Here is a 17,494-nt window from a genome sequence, read left to right as displayed (position 1 = left end):
AAGTGCTCCTGGGAAAACGGGTGACGGGATGGGCCGCATCGCAGCCCTTGCATACAGCATAGTTCAGGTCTACCATCGAGAAAACCATGTAAATATAAATGATTAGCATCGAATTTTTAGATAGGGAATCATCATGAGAGAACCGGGCCAGCCTTCGCTCGACCAGTTGCGCGTGTTCGTCGCCGTCATCGACGCGGGCGGTTTCGCCCACGCGGCGCGCCAGCTGCACCGCACGCAGTCGGTGATCAGCTACACCATCGCCAACCTGGAAGAACAACTGAATGTGGTGCTGCTCGACCGCGGCAAGCGCAAGCCCACGCTGACGGATGCGGGCAAGGCCCTGCTGGCCGACGCGCGCGCCGTGGCCCTGAAGGTCGACGGCATGCGCGCGCGCGCCAAGGCGCTGGCCGGCGGGCTGGAGGCGGAAGTGTCGGTGGTGGTCGACGTGATGTTCCCCACCTGCGTGCTGGTGCGCGTGCTCGAGGCGTTCCAGGCACAGTTCCCTACCGTCGCCCTGCGCCTGCGCATCGAAGCCATGGGCGCCGTGGCGCAGCTGGTGATGGATGGCAGCTGCCACATCGGCCTCGGCGGCTGGATGACGGCCACGGCCAGCGTCTTCGAGCGCCTGGCCGTCGGCCACGTGCGTCTGATTCCCGTGGCTGCGCCCAGCCACGCGCTGGCGCAGCTGGCCGGCCCGATTCCTTCCGGCGTAGCGCGCGAACACGTGCAGCTGGTGCTCAGCGACCGCAGCGTGCTGACGGAGGGCCAGGATTTCGGCGTGCTGGGATTGCGCAACTGGCGCCTGGGCGACCTGGGGTCAAAACACGCGCTGCTGCGCGCCGGCCTGGGCTGGGGCAACATGCCCGAAGCGATGGTGCGCGAGGATTTGACGGAAGGACGGCTGGTGCACCTGCCGCTGGCCGTCGACAATGGCGAGAATTATCCGATTTACCTGATCCAGCGCGCCGACACGCCGCCGGGCCAGGCGGGCAAGTGGCTGACGGAGCGGTTTGCGGAGCAGTTGCCGCTGCTGGTGCAGGGCTTCTAGAAGAACGCGCGGACGGGTATCATGCGGGGGCAAGCCCTAAACAACTACTGGGGTCAGACCCTCAACACCGCCAACGCAAAGCTCAGTGCCAACGTGTCCGGGGGTCTGACCCCGATTTCAGACACAACCTTGAAGAGATTCACATGGCCGGTATCGACGACTTCGTCAACAAGCAAAAACCAGGCGCGCGCTTCGTCATCACGGCGCAGATGCTGCGCATGACGCCGCAGCAGTTCGACTCGCTGGCGCAGGAGTGGATGGAAGACGGCGGTCCCGGCTTCGACGTGGCCGGCATCCCGCACCGGGTCGTCGTCGATGGGAAGTTTTATATCGGCAGGATCACCGTGCAGCGGCACGGCGAGCCTGAGTAAATAAAAGCTACTCGACGCCCAGCACGTGCAGGCGGCGGCGCAGGCGCGCCACTTCTTCCGATAGATCGACCACCAGCGCGGCCAGGTCCGCGTTCGCGTCGAACACGGATTCGATTTCGTGCAGGCGGCGCGCGCGCACCAGGTCCAGGCTGGTGAAGCGCCAGGCCGTCAGCTGGCCCGCCGGCGGGCCGTCCCGAAGCAGCACGCCCGTCTGCACATGCTGCACCACCCAGTCCGGTTCCACCGCGCAGGCGCGCGCCAGTTCTTCCAGGCTCAGGGCACGATCTTCGAGCAATTCGCCAATTACCTTGTTTGTCATGATTTATCCTCCCAGCTTCTGGCGCGGATTGAAAGCCATCTCGCGCGCCATGGTTGCATACAGTTCGCGCGCCTTGTCATCGTTCGCCGGCGGCAGCACCACTTCCAGCAGCAGATACAGGTCGCCCGGCTGGGCGGCGGGAATGCCGCGCCCCTTCAGACGCAGCTTGCGCCCCGTCTGCGAATTGGGCGGCACGGTGACGGTCACGGTGCCCGATGGCGTGGGCACGTCGATCTCGCCGCCCAGCGCCGCTTCCCACGGCGTAACGGGCACCGTCTCGAACACGTCGCGCCCTTCCACCTTGTAGCGCGCGTCGGGCCGGAAGCGGATTTCCAGGTACAAGTCGCCGGCGGGCGCGCCGCCGCTGCCGGGATTGCCCTGCCCCTTCATGCGCAGCTGCTGTCCTTCCGTGACGCCTTTCGGTATCGTCACTTCCAGGGTGCGCTCGCGCGTCACCACGTGGCCCTGCGCATCCGCTTCGGGCACGCGCATGACGATGTGGCGCTTGGCGCCCTGGTAGCTGTCCTGCAAGTCGATGGTGATGGCGGCGTGGCTGTCTTCGCCCTGCATCTGGAAACTGCCGCCGGCGCGGCGGCGCCCGCCCACGTGGGCGAACAGGTCGGCAAAGAAGTCGCTGTCGTCGGTGCCCGATGATTCGTAGCCCGAACCCCAGTCCGGCGGCGGCCGGAAGGGCTGGCCCTGCGCGCCCTGGTTACGGCCCAGTTCATCGTAGGCGGCGCGCTTTTCCGCGTCGCCCAGCACGCCGTAGGCCTCGTTGAGGGCCTTGGTGCGCTTGTCGGCGTCCGGTTCCTTGCTCACGTCGGGATGGTATTTGCGTACCAGCTTGCGGTACGCCTTCTTGATCTCGGCCTCGGACGCCGTCTTTTCGACGCCCAGTTCCTTGTAGTAGTCCTTGTATTCCACCGTGCCGGCTCCCCATGGTTGAACTGCCTGATGGAAGAGTACACGAATTAGTCGCTGGGCAGCGTGTGCACGATACAACGCCGCCCGGCAGCGGGATCAGCGCACGCGGCGCACCGAGGAAATGCGGCGGTCGAGGCCACCGTGCAGGCGGCCATAGCTGCCCGGTCCCATCACCACGCAGCGGCCGCGGAAGTTGGCATCGACGCAGAATTCCCAGCGGCCGTAGTTGACGACGACCGATTCGGCGCAGTCATTGAAGCCATAGCGGCTCAAATCGCGCACTTCGCGGTCCAGGCGTACGGGCCGGCCGCGCATGCCCGCGTCGGGGAACAGCAGCACGGCGCCATTCATGTCGGGACGGTGGCCGCCGCCGTGGCCGGGATAGCCGGGGTGAGGACGCTCCGGACGCGGCGGGTAAGGCCGGTGGTCGCCGCCGCCATGGCCAGGACGGCCCACTTCGCGCACGGAGGAAACGGCGTCGTTCATGCCCGGCATGCTGCCGTAGCGGCCAGGTCCGAAGGTACGGCAATTGCCACGGTAATTGGCGTCCTTGCACACTTCCCAGGTGCCCGAGCGCACGATGATGCTCGAGGTCTTGTCGTTAAAGCCCATGCGCGACAGGTCGCCCGTGTCGGAACGCAGGGTCACGGGGCGGCCGCGGAAACCGGCATCTTCGAACAGGGTGATTTCGCCCGCGGATGCGGCAAGGGGGGCGAGGAAGGTGGCGGCGCACAACAGCGCGGGCCGGAAAGATCGAACCATGACAACTCCAATACTGATGACATTTTCGCCAGTGTAGACCAGGCGGCAGGCGGCGAGTGTAACAAAGGGCAAGCAAATGTCAGCGCACGGCAGCGAATGTAAAAACCGCCTGGCGGGATCAACCCGGCAGGCGGTCTGTCAGCACGACGTCCAGGACGGGATCAGCGTACGCGACGCAGCGAGGAAATCTGGTTTTCCATGCTGTTCAGGCGGCCATATTCGCCCGGCCCGATCACTTCGCAGCGGCCATGGAAGTTCGAATCGCTGCACACTTCCCACTGGCCCTCGTTGACGACGATGGACGAGGCGCGGTCGTTGAAGTTGTAGCGCACCAGGTCTTCCGCATTGCGGTCCAGCGCCAGCGGTTCGCCGCGCATGCCCGCTTCGGGGAACAGCAGGACGGCGCCGCGCTGCTGGTACTGCGGCTGCTGGTATTGCGGATACTGGGGCTGGTCGTACTGCGGCCGCTGGTACTGATTATCGTACTGCTGCTGGCGGCGCGCCTCGCGCTCGTCAACCATGCGCGCCGACGAGACGCGTCCATCGAGGCCGCGTCCCAGGTCGTCATGGCGGCCAGGGCCGAAGATGCGGCACACGCCGTTGTAGTTCGAATCGCTGCACAGCTGCCAGTAACCGTTATAGACGACGATGCTGGTGGTGCGGTCGTTGAAACCGATATTGACGAAATCGTCCGTGTCGCGGTTCAGGCGCGCCGAGCCGCCATTCTGGCCCGCGCCCGAATACACTTCCAGGGTGCCGCCACGGCCATAGCCGCCATGGCCCCGGTCGGGATCGCGTCCCGGGCGTCCCGGATTGTTGCCATCGCCGCGCCCCGACTCGCGTACCGAACTGATGGCGTCGTTCATGCCCGGCATCGAACGGTATTCGCCCGGTCCCAGGGTACGGCAATTGCCGCGAAAACCGGCATCGGTACACACATCCCACGTGCCCGAACGCACCAGGATGCTCGACACCTTGTCGTTGAACCCAAAGCGCGACAAATCGTCCGTCGTCTCGCGCAGGTTCACTGCGCGGCCACGCAGATCAACGTCTTCGAACAAGGTGATATCGCCTGCATGGGCGGCCGCATGGGCCCCCAGCGAGAGCAGCAAGGTCGCCGCGCATGCCAGCGTGTGTTTGAAAGGGCCCGTCATGATTAACTCCATTCTTCATTCTTTGGTGATGATTTGCCTGGCGGTTGCGCCAGGATGCTAGTGTAACAAATACAAGGCCATGCGGAAGGCCCGGTCATGCGTTCAGTACAGCCGGCGCAGCGAGGAAATACGCTTGTCGAGCGTCGTGTTCAGCACTTCATACTTGCCCGGCCCCATGCGCTCGCAGCTACCGTTGAACTGCGAGTCCGTGCAGACTTCCCAGGTACCCTCGTTGATGGCGAGGGATGCAGCCTGGTCGTTGAAGTTCAGGCGTACCAGGTCGCTGACGTCGCGGTTCACCTGCAGCCCAGGCCCCTTCAGGAACGCGCGGCCATACAGCACCACCAGGCCCTCGTCATTTTGCGGACGATTCTCTTCGCGCGGATCGACCAGGCGCGCCGACGACACGCGTCCATTCAGGCTGCCCAGGTCATCGTGGCTGCCAGGCCCGAACACGCGGCAGCTGCCACGGTAGTTGGAATCGCTGCACAACTGCCAGTAGCCATATTCGACACGCGCGCTGCTGGCGCGGTCGTTGAAGCTGATGTCGACCAGGTCGTCGCGGTCCGAGTTCACGCCGGCCGACGCGCCGCGCTGGCCGCCGTCGGCGAACAACTCCAGCGCCGCGCGGCGTCCACCGCCGCTGCCGCTGCCCTGCCCGGCGCCGGTTTCCCGCACAGACGAGATTTTATCGTTCATGCCCGGCATCGAGCGGTAGTCGCCCCGTTCCAGCGTCTTGCAATCGCCCTTGAAATCGGCATGCGTGCACACTTCCCAACTGCCCGAATCGACCTGGATGCTCGAGACGGTGTCATTGAAATTAACGCGCGACAAGTCGTCCGTCGTATCGCGCAAGACGACTACGCGCCCCTTGAAATTGTCATCGGTGTACAGGCGGATCTCGCCGGCCTGCGCCGCGAGGTGGACAAACAGCGAACTGGCACACAGCAGAGCAAAGGCGAACGGGCGATTCATGGGGCGGTCTCCGGTGGCGGCAAAAGTAAGTGATCGACATGACAACTGATGTCAGTGTAGCCATCCACAGAAAAAACGGTGTAACAAAGTATGCGAAAAGCACAATAAATTGTTACCAAAAGCAATAACAGGCCCCTGCGGGCCTGTTATTGCCACTTCGCGTACTGCCTGCCCCGCGTCAGCGCACTTCGCGCACCGACGAGATGCGGTTGCTCATGCGTTCAAGGCTCGCGTACTCGCCCGGCGCCAAGGTGCGGCAGCGGCCACGGAAGCCCACGTCTTCGCACACTTCCCAATAGCCGGAGCGCACGCGCACGCTTTGCACCGTGTCATTGAAATCGCGCTCGCGCAAATCGGCGGAAGCGTTGCTCACGCTCAAGCTGCGGCCGGCAAAATCGTCGCGCGTATAAAAGGTCAGCTCGCCGCCCAGCGAGCGCCCGGGCAAATGGCCGCGCTCGCGGTCACGGTCACGGCGGCCGTCCCAGTCGCGTCCCCGGTCGCGCTCACCGTCACGGTCGCGGCCCCGATGGCCGTCCCAGCCGCCGCGCACTTCGCGCAGCGACGTGATCTTGTTGGCCTGGCCATCCAGCGACGGATACTCGCCCGTCTCGAGCAGGAAGCAGGCGCCGCGGAAATCGGCGTCCTCGCACGCTTCCCAGCGGCCCGAGCGCACGCGGATGCTTTGTGTCGTGTCGTTGAAACGCAGATCTTCAAGGTCGGCGACGGCGTCGCGCACGGTCTGCGAGCGGCCGTGATAATCGTCGCGCGAATACAGGGTCAGTTCGCCGGCGCCGGCCAGTTCGGCCGTCATGGCGGCGCCCAGCAACAGGGCGCAGTTCAGGGTATGTCTCAGCATGGTCTTGCTCCATAGTCAGGGTACTGCGGTTGACTATTTGGTCATTTTGCCAAATAGAGCGCGCAGTCTATCCGCGACTGGCCCACTTAGCTGTAACAAATGATTACCGTGCCGGTCCGGCCTCCGGGGCGCCCCGGCGGACAAGCACGGCGAATGCCGGTAGAATCTTGTGTTTAGTCAAGCTTGCCGCCCATGCCACACACTACCTCGTTCACCCTGCCCGCCATCCGCAATGAAGTCTCGTCGCTGTGGAAGCTGGCCTGGCCCATCCTGATCGGCCAGCTGGCCACCGTCGGCATGGGCGCGGCCGACGTGGCAATGACGGGCCATACGAATCCCGAGGAACTGGCGGCCGTGTCGCTGGGCGCGGCCATCTGGTCCATCGTGCTCGTCACCGTGAGCGGCATCATGATGGCGATCAATACCCTGGTGGCGCATGAAATCGGCGCCGCGCGCCACGACCGCGTGCCGCACATCGTGCGCCAGTCGCTGTGGAAGGCGCTGCTCGTCGGCCTGGTTGCATGCCTGCTGACGAACATGGCGGCGCTGGTGTTCGACCACCTGATGCTGGAACCGGCCGTGGCGTCCAAGGCCAAGCTGTTCGTGCACATCATCAGCTGCGCGCTGCCGCCGTTTGCCGCCTACCGCGCGCTGTACGGCTACAGCACCAGCATCAACCAGACCAAGCCCGTGATGGTCATCGCGCTGGCCGCGCTGGCGCTGAATATTTTCGTCAACTACCTGCTGATCTACGGCCACTGGGGCATGCCGAAACTGGGCGGCGTCGGCTGCGCCGTGGCCACCACCTGCTGCGTGTGGATGATGCTGCTGGCCATGCTGGCGTGGATCCGGATCGCCCCCGCCTATCACGCCACGTATCCGTTCACGCACTGGGAATGGCCGCAACTGTCGTCAATCGGCCCCATGCTGCGCCTGGGCCTGCCCATCGGCGTCACGTATTTTGCCGAAGTGAGCGCCTTTGGCGTCATCAGCCTGCTCGTGGCGCGCTTCGGCGTGATCCAGGTGTCGGCGCACCAGATCGCCCTCAATTTCTCGTCCGTCGTCTTCATGGTGCCGCTCACCTTCGGCATCGCGCTGGTCACGCGCGTGGGCCATGCCGTGGGCGAAGCCAATCTGCGCCGCGCGCGCTTCATTTCGTGGGTGGGCGTGGCCATGTCGCTGACGGCGGCCATCGTCTCGGCCACCCTGATCACCGTCTTCCGCCACCAGATCGCGCAAGCCTATACGTCCGATCCTCAGGTGCAGGCCCTGTGCGCGCAGCTGCTGCTGTTCGCCGCCCTGTTCCAGCTGTCCGACGCGACGCAAGTGGCCACTTCCTGCGCCATCCGCGGCTACAAGGTAACGCGCCAGCCGATGCTGATCCAGCTGCTGGCCTTCTGGGGCTTCTCGCTGCCGATCGGCTATGTGCTGGGCCTGGCGCCGCAAGGCTTCATCTGGTCGCCGGCAGAACCGATGGCCGCCGCCGGCTTCTGGATCGGTCTCGTCACGGGCTTGACGGTGGCCGCCGTGCTGCTGACCTGGTATCTGAACCGCCTGTCGCTGCAGCGCCTGCGCGCAGCCTGAGACAAGGAGCACTCCATGCCGCAGCAACGCCCCTTCAAGCAAGTCGATGTCTTCAGCAGCGTGCCCTTCCTCGGCAATCCGCTGGCCGTGGTACTGGACGCGAATGGCCTCGACGCCGCGCAGATGCAGGCCATCGCGCGCTGGACGGGCTTGTCGGAAACCACCTTCGTGCTGGCGCCGCGCGACCCGGCCGCCGATTACCGCGTGCGGATCTTTTCGCCCGAGATGGAATTCCCGTTCGCCGGCCACCCGACCCTGGGCACGGCGCACGCCCTGCTCGATGCGGGCATGCAGCCCAAGGGGGCGCGCATCGTGCAGGAATGCGGCGTCGGCCTGGTGCAGATAGAACGGGGCGCCGGCGGCGTGCTGGCGTTCCAGGCGCCGCCCTGCACCACGCGCGCGCTGGCCCCGGATCTGCTGCCGCTGCTGCAAACAGCGCTGGGCGGAGAACTGGCCGCGGGCGCCACCGTCGCCGACATGGGCATCCGCTGGCTGTGCGTGCCGCTGGCAAGCGCCGCCGCCTGCCTGGCCGTGCGCGCCGACATCGCGGCGCTGACGCCATTGCTGGCCGCCGCCGGCGCCGACGGCCTGGCGCTGTATGGCCCGCACGCCGCCGGCGGACCAGCCGACTACGAAGTGCGCGCGCTGCTCAGCGAACACGGCGCGCTGGTGGAAGACCCCGTCACGGGCAGCGCCAATGCCTGCATCGCGCACCTGCTGGCGGGCGCCGACTACACGGTCCGCCAGGGCACCTGCCTGCAGCGCGACGGCCGCGTGTCCGTGACTTTCCGCGCCGGCCAGGCCTGGATAGGCGGCGCATGCCTGACGGTAATCGAAGGCACGATATTGGCCTGACCGGGGCAAAGCGCCATGGAATGGGCGGCTGCTGGATATTTTTGACGAAGGAAATACGGCCAGAAACGGTTTATTCCGTGGCTGGCGCTATCGCATAAACAGGCATGCTCTGGTATCGTCTTACGCTTAGGCAACGCTCAAGCTCGCCTGTACATGCAGTGCCCTTCTTCTTCCAACTACCGAGACATCCATGCGTTTTATTCTTTGTTTTCTGGCCGCGATGGCCAGCGTTCCCGCATCGGCTGAAAAGCTGACCTTGGAACGCATCCACGCCGATCCGGCGCTGGCCGGCCCCGGCGTGCGCAACCTGAAGGTCTCGCCCGACGGCGAGCGCGTCACGTTCCTGCGCGGCCGCGCCGACAACCAGTTCCAGCTCGACCTGTGGGAATTCAAGCTCAAGGACAAGAGCACGCACCGCCTGGTCGACTCGAAGGCACTGGTGCCGAATGAAACGATTTCGCCCGAAGAGCAGGCGCGCCGCGAACGCGAGCGCACGGCCAGCCTGAACGGCATTCTCAGCTACAGCTGGTCGCCCGATGGCAAGCAGCTGCTGGTGCCGCTGGCCGGCAATCTCTACCTGGTCGACGCGGCCCATCCGGACAAGGCGCGCCTGGTCGCCAAGGGCAATGTGCTCGATCCGAAAATCTCGCCGAAAGGCCGCTACGTGTCGTTTGTGCGCGATCAAAACATCCATGTGATCGACCTCAAGACGGACAAGGAACGCCAGCTGACGACCGACGGCAAGGGCACGATCCGCAACGGCGAAGCCGAATTCGTGGCGCAGGAAGAAATGGGCCAGCGCACCGGCTACTACTGGGCGCCGGACGATTCCGCCATCGCCTACAAACGCTATGACGAAGCGCCCGTGCCCGTCGTGCGCCGCTTTGAAATCTTCGCCGACCGCACCGATGTCGTGGAACAGCGCTACCCGGCCGCGGGCGACCCGAACGTGCTGGTGCAGCTGCTGATCGTCTCGCCGGAAACGGGCGTGCAGCGCCAGGTGGACCTGGGCACGAACCCGGACATCTACCTGGTGCGCGCCGACTGGAGCGCGGACAGCAAATCGCTCGTCTACCAGCGCCAGTCGCGCGACCAGAAGACCCTCGACCTGGTCGCCGTCGATGCCACGACGTTGGCGCAGCGCACCCTGCTGACGGAAACATCGACAACCTGGGTCAGCATCCATGACGACCTGCGCTTCCTGTCGAACGGCACCTTCCTGTGGTCGTCCGAGCGCACGGGCCGCAACCACCTGTACCTGTACGACATGGGCGGCAAGCTGCTGCACCCCGTCACGTCCGGCGAGTGGGGCATCGACAGCGTGCTGGCCGTGAACCAGAAGACCGGTAAAGTGTTCGTGTCGTCGAACCGCGACGCCGTGATCGACAAGCAGACCTACGCCCTGGCCCTCGACGGCAGCACGGCCGACAAGCCGCAGCGCGTGACGAAAGCGGACGGCTGGCACGACACGACGTTCTCGCGCAATGGCGAAGTCTTCGTCGACACGTATTCCGACCCGGCCACGCCGCCGCAGGTCAGCATCCGCCGCCCGGACGGCGCCATGGTGGGCTGGCTGGAAGAAAACGCGCTCAACGCCAGCCACCCGTACTTCAAGTACAAGGCCGACCACCTGCCGACGGAGTACGGCACCCTGAAGGCCAACGATGGCCAAACCCTGCACTATTCGATCGTCAAGCCATCGAACTTCGATGCGGGCAAGCGCTATCCCGTCTACCTGTCGACGTACGGCGGCCCGCACTCGCAGCACGTGGCGCGCCGCTGGGGCAACAACTTCGACCAGTACATGGCGCAGCAGGGCTTTGTCGTCTTCCGCCTCGATAACCGGGGCTCGTCGCGCCGCGAGCGCGCGTTCACGGACGCCATCTATCACAAGCTGGGCGCGGCCGAAGTGGCGGACCAGCTGGTGGGTATCGACTGGCTGGGCAAGCAAAGCTTCGTCGATCCTAAACGCATCGGCGTGTTCGGCTGGAGCTACGGCGGCTTCATGACCCTGCGCCTGCTGTCGGCGGCATCGGACAAGATCGCCATGGGCGTGTCGGTGGCGCCCGTGACCGACTGGTCGCTGTACGACACCCACTACACGGAACAATTCCTCGGCATGCCGAAGGAAAACGTGGACGGCTACAAGGCCAGCACCGTGTTCGCCCACCTCGACGGCCTGAAGTCGCCGCTGCTGCTGGTGCATGGCATGGCCGACGACAACGTCCTGTTCAGCAACAGCACGCGACTGATCGACGCGCTGGTCAACCGCGGCGTGCAATTCGACCTGATGACGTATCCAGGTGCCAAGCACGGCATCTCGTCGCGCGCGGGCCAGCGCCACGTGTACAAGAAAATCGAGCTGTTCTTCAAGCAGAACCTGATGCAGCCAGCACAGTAAGCTTGCGCTGCATCAAATAAAAAACCGCCGCCTGTCTTGCGATAGGCGGCGGTTTTTTATGCTGGAGCAGAAATTATGGCTTGCGGGTCACAGTTTCGACTGCATCCTTGACGTCGCCAACTTTCTTCTGCACTTTGCCTTCGACCTGGTTTGCCAGGCCCTTGGCTTGCTGTTCTTCGCTGCCGACGACTTTGCCAGCGGCTTCCTGGATTTTACCGCCGACTTCCTTCAGTTTACCTTCGACTTGATCTTTGTTCATGATAAATCCTCACTGTAGTTGGTACATCTGTTGTCCAGCCCAAAGGGCCGGTACTGCGGCTCACACGCCGTTGCAAACTGCTTGCTGCGTGTCGATGTATCCATAGTACGCCCGAGGCCGCAAAAACTATGTACGGTTCCTAACACATGCCCAAATTCATACAAAATGCGTCCATCAGGCTGGCTTGCGCCAGACGGTGGCCAGCCACGGCTGCTGTTCGCGCGGCAAGCCCGGCGGACGGTAGTATTGCTCGACCAGGGTAAAACCGGCCGCCTGCACGTAGGCGGCCCATGTCGCTTCGTCGTGGTAGCTGCCGTAGCGCGCGCCATTCCAGCCTTCCTCGTTCTGCCCGCGCGGGTTCGAGCTGAACAGCACGCCGCCCGGTTTCAGGCACGCGTACAAAGCGCGCAGCACGCCGGGCAAGGCGGCGCTGGGCACGTGGAACAGTACGGCATTGGCGAACACGCCGTCGAAGTGTGCGGCGGGCAGGTCGAGGTCGACGAAATCCTGCTGCCACACGGTGCAGCCGCTGTAGGCGCGCGCCATCCCGACGAAACGGGAGCAGCCGTCGACGCCCGTCGCGTGGTGCCCCAGGGCCGTGAACGCCTTCAGGTCGCGGCCGGGGCCGCAACCGAGGTCGAGGATGGCCAGCGGCGCGGGCTTGCCGATGGCGTTCAGCAGCGCGGCGATGTTCTGGCTGACGTCGTGATCGCGCGTGCCTTCGAAAAACTGCTCGGCGCTGGCGTCGTAATGGGCCAGGGTGCGGCCCGTGATGGCGTGGATGGGATCTTGCGGTGGGGTCGGCTTCATGGCGCTCCAATCAGTAATCACGCCATTTTACGGTGCCGGCGCGCTGCGCGTCCGGCACCGTCAATGACTACCAGACGCGCACGCGCTGTTCCGGCGCCAGGTACAGCTGCTGCCCCGGCTTGACGTCGAAGGCCGGATACCAGGCGTCGAGATTGCGCACGGTGGCGGCGCGGTATTGCGCCGGCGCATGGCCATCCGTGAGGATTTGCTGGCGCGCCGCCGCTTCGCGCGCCTTGCTGCGCCAGCTGACGCCGTAGCCGATGAAGAATTCGCGGTCCGCCCCCGCCTGCGCCGGCTTGCCCTGCTGCGACAGGGTGAACGCGTCATAGGCGGCCGCCACGCCGGCCAGGTCGGCCAGGTTTTCGCTCAGGGTCAGCTGGCCATTCACGGCCAGGTCGGGGAACGGTTTGTAGGCCGCGAACTGTTCCACCAATTGCTTGGATGCCGCCTGGAAATGCGCCAGGTCGGCCGGCGTCCACCAGTCGCGCAGCTTGCCCTGGGCGTCGAACTGCGCGCCCTGATCGTCGAAGCTGTGGCTGATTTCGTGGCCGATGGTGGCGCCGATGCCGCCATAGTTGGCCGCATCGGATGCTTGCGGGTCGAAGAATGGCGGCTGCAGGATGGCGGCCGGAAAGTTCAGCGCATTTTGCAGCGGCAGGTTGACGGCATTGACCAGCTGCGCCGGCATGGCCCAGGCCTTGCGGTCGGGCGACTGGCCCAGCTTGGCCAGTTCCTGCCGGTAATGGAACTGCTCCGCCCGCTGCACATTGCCCAGCGCATCGCCGCGCACCACGCGCAAGCCCGCATAGCTTTCCCACTGTTCGGGGTAGCCCACGCCCACGTACAGGGTCTTGAGTTTTTCCTGCGCCTGCGCCTTGGTGGCCGGCGCCATCCAGTCCAGCTTGTCGATGCGGCGCGAGAAGGCGGCGACGATATTCGTCACCATATCTTGCACGCGGGCTTTCGATTCCGGCGGGAAATAGCGTTCCACGTACAGCTTGCCGACGGCGTCGCTCAGGGCCGCATTCGTCGCGGCCAGCGCCCGCTTGCTGCGCAGCGACTGCTGCGGCGTGCCGCTCAGGGCGCTGCCATAGAAGGCGAAGCGCTGGTCGGCGGCCGCCTTCGGCAAGATCGTGCTGAAATGGTTGACCGCGTGGAAGGCGAGGAAATCTTTCCACGTGGCCAGCGGCACGCGCGCCACCAGCGCGGCGCTGCCCGTCATGGCCGTCGGATGCCAGACGATGAAATCGTTCTGCCGGCCCAGCCCTGCCGCTTCGAAGAAGGCTTTCCAGTCCAGGCCAGGCGCCTTGCTGGCGAAGTCGGCGGCGCGCCAGGCATTATTGCCCTTGGCGACATCGGCCGAATCCTCGCGGCTGGCGTGACTTGCGGCAATTTGCTGTTCCAGCGCAAACACGCGCGCGGCGCGGGCCGGCGCATCGCGGTAGCCGGCCTGCTTGAGCATGGCGGCAATATGCGCCTGGTAGCCCGCGCGCAAGCCCTGCATGCGCGCGCTGTCGCTCTGGTAGAACGCGCGGTCGGGCAAGCCCAGCCCGCCCTGCAGCAGGTAGGCCACATTGCGCGTGGTGTCGTTCAAGTCTTGCGCGACCCACAGGCCGAACAGGTTTTCCGTATAAAAATTGGTGGCGTTGAGCGGGTCGACGTCGGCGCGCAGGCTCTCGCCCAGCGCGCGGGCCAGCCCTGCCTGGTCGCGTATGCCGTCGATCTTCTTGAGCAGCGGCTTGATCGGCGCCCAGCCTTTCGCTTCGATAGCCGCTTCATCCATCCAGGAACGGTAAAAATCGCTGACCTGGCGCGCCGATGCATCGGCCTGCGGCGCCGCCGCCAGACCTTCGACGAGGCCGATGATGCGCTCGTTGGTGGCGTTGGCGAGGATGGCGAACGAGCCCCAGCTGCTGCGGTCGGCGGGAATTTCCGTGCTGCGCAGCCAGTCGCCATTCACGTAATCGTAGAAATCGTCACCGGGCAAGGCCTGCGCGGCAGCGGGGGCGGCGGCGCTGGCGGCCCCTTGCTGGCCATGCGCCCGGGCAGGCAAACCGGTCAGCGAAACGCCGGCCAGGGCGAGGATGATGGCGGCCTGGACTGGCGTCCGGGACCAGGAAAAACGCAAACCGTGCATGGCGATCCTTTCGATGTAATAGCCAAAATCATAACCTGAAAATCCTGCCTTTTTGGGGCGAAAAAGCATCCCCTAACTTTTTTGCATGCGGACAAAAAATCGGCATATAGTGGCACGACCGCATCCCGTACCGCACGAACGCCAAGGAGATTGCCATGCAACTGGAAGCGCTGTTCCAGCATCCCCACGCCCTGCCTGCCGCCCCGAAGATCGTCGATGAACTGGTGCGCAGTTTCGACAACCCCGCCATCGCCACCGAAGACATCGCGCGCAAGCTGGGAGCGGACCCGGCCTTGAGCGCCAAGCTGCTGCGGCTGGCCAACTCGGCCTATTACCATGTGTCGCGCAGCATCGGCACGGTGGAAGATGCCGTGCTGATGCTCGGTTTTGTGACCGTGCGCACCCTCGTCATCAGCTCGGGCCTCGTCAGCGGTTTCAAAGCCGTGCCGGGCCTGAATTTGCCGCAGTTCTGGCGCTACAGCCTGCACAGCGCCGTATCTGCCCGCTGGATCGCGAAGCAGACGGGCGACAACCAGGACCAGGCTTTCACCATCGGCATGATGCATGCGATCGGACAACTGGTGATCCATGCCGCCATGCCCGAGCAAGCCATGCAGCTCGACAAGATCGCCCCGCCGCTCGACGCGCGCCGGCTCGACGCGGAGCGGGTGTCGCTGGGCTACGATTATGCGCAGGTGGGCGCCGAACTGGCGCGCCGCTGGAAGTTTCCGCCCGCCTTTGCCGAGGCCATCGCCGCCTTCCCCGCTCCGCTGGCCAAGCCACCGTTGAACCGCCTGGCCGCCATCATCCACCTGGCCGCCTGGCGCGCGCGCATCGATGAAAACCAGCTGAGCAATGAAGAAATCATCGCCTGCTATCCCAACGCGGTGGCCGAAGCGCTCGGTTTGCCGCCCTCCGTGCTGGTCGACAGGATGCCGCCGCTTGCCGAACTGAGCGCGGGCCTGGAAGAACTCGTCAAGTAAGCTGGCCGTTGCCCGCATCGCCAACCGAGCAGGCATGCGGGTTTGCGGGCATGCCGGCTGCCCGCAAAAAAACATCCAAATTATTTTCACTTTTTTTCAAAAACACCCTCAAGTTCCCGTTGGACCCGCCGTTAATCTAGACAAGCGGTAATCCATTCACTAGTTACGGGTGTGCTCATGACCTCCAACGACGTTCTCTCGATGTATGAAAATATTGCAGGAATGACCAATCAAATGGTCGTGGCCGCACGTTCGAGCGACTGGGATGGCTTGGATACCCTGGAAAACCAGTGCGCCAGCGCCGCCAGCGCGACCATGACGGGCAAGGCGCCTGCCCTGGCCGGCGCCTCGCGTCTGCGCAAGATCGACTTGCTCAAGCAAATCCTGGCCAATGACCGCGAAATCCGCGCCATCACGGAACCGTGGATGACCCAGCTGTCGAACGCCATGCCAGGTTCGCGCGCCCGCATGTAAGAAGCTTGCCGCGCCAGAAACGACAAAAGCACCCGCGGGTGCTTTTTTTACGTCTGCCGCCATGCGAGAGAGCGCCATCTGCGGCGCTCAAAAAGGCAAGGCGGGGGAATTTGGAAGGCGAGCCCCAGGTATCTCCTGGCGTCGCCTCGCTGCCGGTTGCATCCGGCGTTCGCGAGCACATCGTCGGCATCGCGAACCGCTTCCAGACCCAGGCGTTTATGCAACGCTACACCTGGTTTGCCGCGCCACACTATCGTTGGTGACTGCGCCAGGCTGGGGCTGTTTTGTCGTAGAGCAAGTCCACTGAATTCATCATAGCACCATCTTTAAGAAACAGGCAACGTGCTTGGCAAGCGTTTCCATGTATTTTTTCAATATCTTTTTTTATATCAAATTGTGAGCGGCCTGCGGTAGCGCCTTGCGGCAGCATTAACGCGAGAACGGCTCCGGTTCCGCTTCCGGTTCGGCCGCCGCCCCTTCTTCCACCGCTTCCGTCAAGACGGGCACATCCTTCTTCCTGCGGCCGAACGGCTTGCGCAGCAAGACCCAGTATTTCGACGGTGCGCCCGGACCCGCCGCTTGCCTGCGCTTGCGCACGATGTACACGATGAGCGCCGTCAGCAGCAGGAAGACCAGGGTGCCGATACCGAGCCACAGCATGCCGCCCGATTTCTTTTCCTTGTCGGCAGCCGGCGCCGCGTGCAGGGGTTTCGGTTTCGCATGGGGCGCTTCCGCCACGGCCGGCGTGGCGGCGGGCGGCACGGCGGCTGCAGGCAGGGCCAGCGCCTTTTGCAAGACGCCGATCTTGCCTTCCAGTTCGCCCAGCTTTTCAGTCAGGGCCGTGTTTTTCTCGTCCAGCCCCACGCACGCTGCCGCCTGCCCCGTCTCCGCCTGCGGCGCGCAGGCGGCCACGGGCGCTGCGGCGCGGCGCGGCAGCGCGGGGGCGGCCAGTTTGGGTGCGGCGGGCGGCGGCACGAACACGCGCGCCGGACGCACGAGGCCCTCGGCCCGCGCGCGGGCCGCCAGCGCGGCGGCGTCGGGCGACGGCGCGACGGGTACGGCGCGTGGCAACGGCACAGGCGTGGAGACCGGCGCGGGCAACGGAATAGCTGGCCGGACTGGCGCACTGGCGGGTACGGCGGCGGGCGGCGCCGGCGTCAGCCACAAGGTAGCCAGGCGCACGACGGCGCCACTACCATTGCCCAGCAATAAATACAGGTGCACATGCCCCGCCTGGATCGCTTGCCGCGTGGCCACGCGCACATAATGGCGTCCACCGCGCTCAAACAGGCCGATCGTCAAGGTTTGCAAGGCAGGATCCATGCCGATGCCGCCACCGCGGTACACATCGGGCGAAGCCAGGCGCACGGTCACGCCATTGGCCTCCTCGGGCGCCAGGGCCGTCAGTTCGATCTCGGCCAGCAGGGGCTGGCCCACGTGCGACAGGACGGCCATGTCGCCCAGTTCGGCCGCCATGACGGGCGGCAAGGCCAGGCTGGCGGCGGCGCACGCGATCAAAGACCAACGGGGAAGGATGCTGCTCTGCATGGACTGATCGCTTTGATAACAGGATAAATAATGG

At 64.9% G+C, this 17,494-nt stretch carries 17 protein-coding genes; 7 read left to right on the top strand and 10 right to left on the bottom strand.

Annotated elements, in window-relative coordinates; all coding sequences use genetic code 11:
- The first annotated feature begins 133 nt into the window (after window positions 1-133).
- Together D9M09_RS04425 and D9M09_RS04420 are read left to right on the top strand one after the other, a co-directional pair.
- Window positions 134-1,048: a LysR family transcriptional regulator gene (locus D9M09_RS04425; protein WP_121668670.1), complete on the top strand. Its 915-nt coding sequence runs from the start codon at window positions 134-136 to the stop codon at window positions 1,046-1,048.
- 143 nt (window positions 1,049-1,191) lie between these two features.
- Window positions 1,192-1,419 (top strand): hypothetical protein, encoded by a 228-nt coding sequence (locus D9M09_RS04420; RefSeq protein ID WP_121668669.1) that lies wholly within the window; start codon window positions 1,192-1,194, stop codon window positions 1,417-1,419.
- 7 nt (window positions 1,420-1,426) lie between these two features.
- On the opposite strand, the gene D9M09_RS04415 is transcribed toward D9M09_RS04420, so the two are convergent.
- The 6 genes from D9M09_RS04415 to D9M09_RS04390 all read right to left on the bottom strand — a co-directional run bounded on the left by D9M09_RS04415 (window position 1,427) and on the right by D9M09_RS04390 (window position 6,409).
- Window positions 1,427-1,738 (bottom strand): MerR family transcriptional regulator, encoded by a 312-nt coding sequence (locus tag D9M09_RS04415; protein ID WP_070221814.1) that lies wholly within the window; start codon window positions 1,736-1,738, stop codon window positions 1,427-1,429.
- Between the two features lie 3 nt (window positions 1,739-1,741).
- The gene (locus tag D9M09_RS04410) at window positions 1,742-2,662 is read right to left on the bottom strand and encodes a DnaJ C-terminal domain-containing protein (protein ID WP_070292121.1); all 921 of its coding nucleotides are present in this window, start codon (window positions 2,660-2,662) and stop codon (window positions 1,742-1,744) included.
- A 96-nt stretch (window positions 2,663-2,758) separates the two neighbouring features.
- A complete protein-coding gene (locus D9M09_RS04405) occupies window positions 2,759-3,424 on the bottom strand; it encodes a beta/gamma crystallin-related protein (protein ID WP_121668668.1) in 666 nt (221 codons plus the stop codon).
- A gap of 161 nt (window positions 3,425-3,585) precedes the next feature.
- Window positions 3,586-4,578: a beta/gamma crystallin-related protein gene (locus D9M09_RS04400; protein WP_070221817.1), complete on the bottom strand. Its 993-nt coding sequence runs from the start codon at window positions 4,576-4,578 to the stop codon at window positions 3,586-3,588.
- A 102-nt stretch (window positions 4,579-4,680) separates the two neighbouring features.
- On the bottom strand, window positions 4,681-5,553 hold the full coding sequence (locus tag D9M09_RS04395) for a beta/gamma crystallin-related protein (protein WP_121668667.1): 873 nt from the start codon (window positions 5,551-5,553) through the stop codon (window positions 4,681-4,683).
- Window positions 5,554-5,731: 178 nt separating this feature from the next.
- Window positions 5,732-6,409: a beta/gamma crystallin family protein gene (locus tag D9M09_RS04390; protein WP_083293754.1), complete on the bottom strand. Its 678-nt coding sequence runs from the start codon at window positions 6,407-6,409 to the stop codon at window positions 5,732-5,734.
- A gap of 192 nt (window positions 6,410-6,601) precedes the next feature.
- On the opposite strand from D9M09_RS04390, the gene D9M09_RS04385 reads away from it, so the two are divergent.
- The 3 genes from D9M09_RS04385 to D9M09_RS04375 all read left to right on the top strand — a co-directional run bounded on the left by D9M09_RS04385 (window position 6,602) and on the right by D9M09_RS04375 (window position 11,249).
- Complete coding sequence (locus tag D9M09_RS04385; RefSeq protein WP_070313707.1) at window positions 6,602-7,993, top strand: MATE family efflux transporter; 1,392 nt, start codon at window positions 6,602-6,604, stop codon at window positions 7,991-7,993.
- A 15-nt stretch (window positions 7,994-8,008) separates the two neighbouring features.
- Entirely contained in the window at window positions 8,009-8,848 is an 840-nt protein-coding gene (locus D9M09_RS04380) for a PhzF family phenazine biosynthesis protein (RefSeq protein ID WP_121668666.1), read from the top strand.
- Between the two features lie 190 nt (window positions 8,849-9,038).
- Window positions 9,039-11,249: a S9 family peptidase gene (locus D9M09_RS04375; protein WP_121668665.1), complete on the top strand. Its 2,211-nt coding sequence runs from the start codon at window positions 9,039-9,041 to the stop codon at window positions 11,247-11,249.
- 73 nt (window positions 11,250-11,322) lie between these two features.
- Here the strand turns inward: D9M09_RS04375 and D9M09_RS04370 are convergent, their stop codons facing one another.
- The 3 genes from D9M09_RS04370 to D9M09_RS04360 all read right to left on the bottom strand — a co-directional run bounded on the left by D9M09_RS04370 (window position 11,323) and on the right by D9M09_RS04360 (window position 14,455).
- Window positions 11,323-11,508, bottom strand: coding sequence for a CsbD family protein (locus D9M09_RS04370; RefSeq protein WP_034759763.1), 186 nt, complete (start codon window positions 11,506-11,508; stop codon window positions 11,323-11,325).
- A 174-nt stretch (window positions 11,509-11,682) separates the two neighbouring features.
- Window positions 11,683-12,318: a class I SAM-dependent methyltransferase gene (locus D9M09_RS04365; protein WP_121668664.1), complete on the bottom strand. Its 636-nt coding sequence runs from the start codon at window positions 12,316-12,318 to the stop codon at window positions 11,683-11,685.
- A gap of 67 nt (window positions 12,319-12,385) precedes the next feature.
- A complete protein-coding gene (locus D9M09_RS04360; RefSeq protein ID WP_121670964.1) occupies window positions 12,386-14,455 on the bottom strand; it encodes a M13 family metallopeptidase in 2,070 nt (689 codons plus the stop codon).
- Between the two features lie 155 nt (window positions 14,456-14,610).
- Between D9M09_RS04360 and D9M09_RS04355 the strand changes: the two genes are divergently transcribed.
- Both D9M09_RS04355 and D9M09_RS04350 read left to right on the top strand, forming a co-directional pair.
- Window positions 14,611-15,438 (top strand): HDOD domain-containing protein, encoded by an 828-nt coding sequence (locus D9M09_RS04355; protein ID WP_099410574.1) that lies wholly within the window; start codon window positions 14,611-14,613, stop codon window positions 15,436-15,438.
- 177 nt (window positions 15,439-15,615) lie between these two features.
- Window positions 15,616-15,912, top strand: coding sequence for a flagellar protein FliT (locus D9M09_RS04350; RefSeq protein WP_070221823.1), 297 nt, complete (start codon window positions 15,616-15,618; stop codon window positions 15,910-15,912).
- Window positions 15,913-16,341: 429 nt separating this feature from the next.
- Here D9M09_RS04350 and D9M09_RS04345 read toward each other — a convergent pair whose 3' ends face one another.
- Entirely contained in the window at window positions 16,342-17,460 is a 1,119-nt protein-coding gene (locus tag D9M09_RS04345; protein WP_162995572.1) for a type IV pilus assembly protein FimV, read from the bottom strand.
- Between the last annotated feature and the right edge of the window lie 34 nt (window positions 17,461-17,494).

Source organism: Janthinobacterium agaricidamnosum (assembly GCF_003667705.1).
Taxonomy (GTDB): Bacteria; Pseudomonadota; Gammaproteobacteria; order Burkholderiales; family Burkholderiaceae_D; genus Janthinobacterium.
The sequence above is the reverse complement of the archived record's forward strand: the minus strand, read 5'-3'. Positions and strand labels throughout refer to the sequence as shown.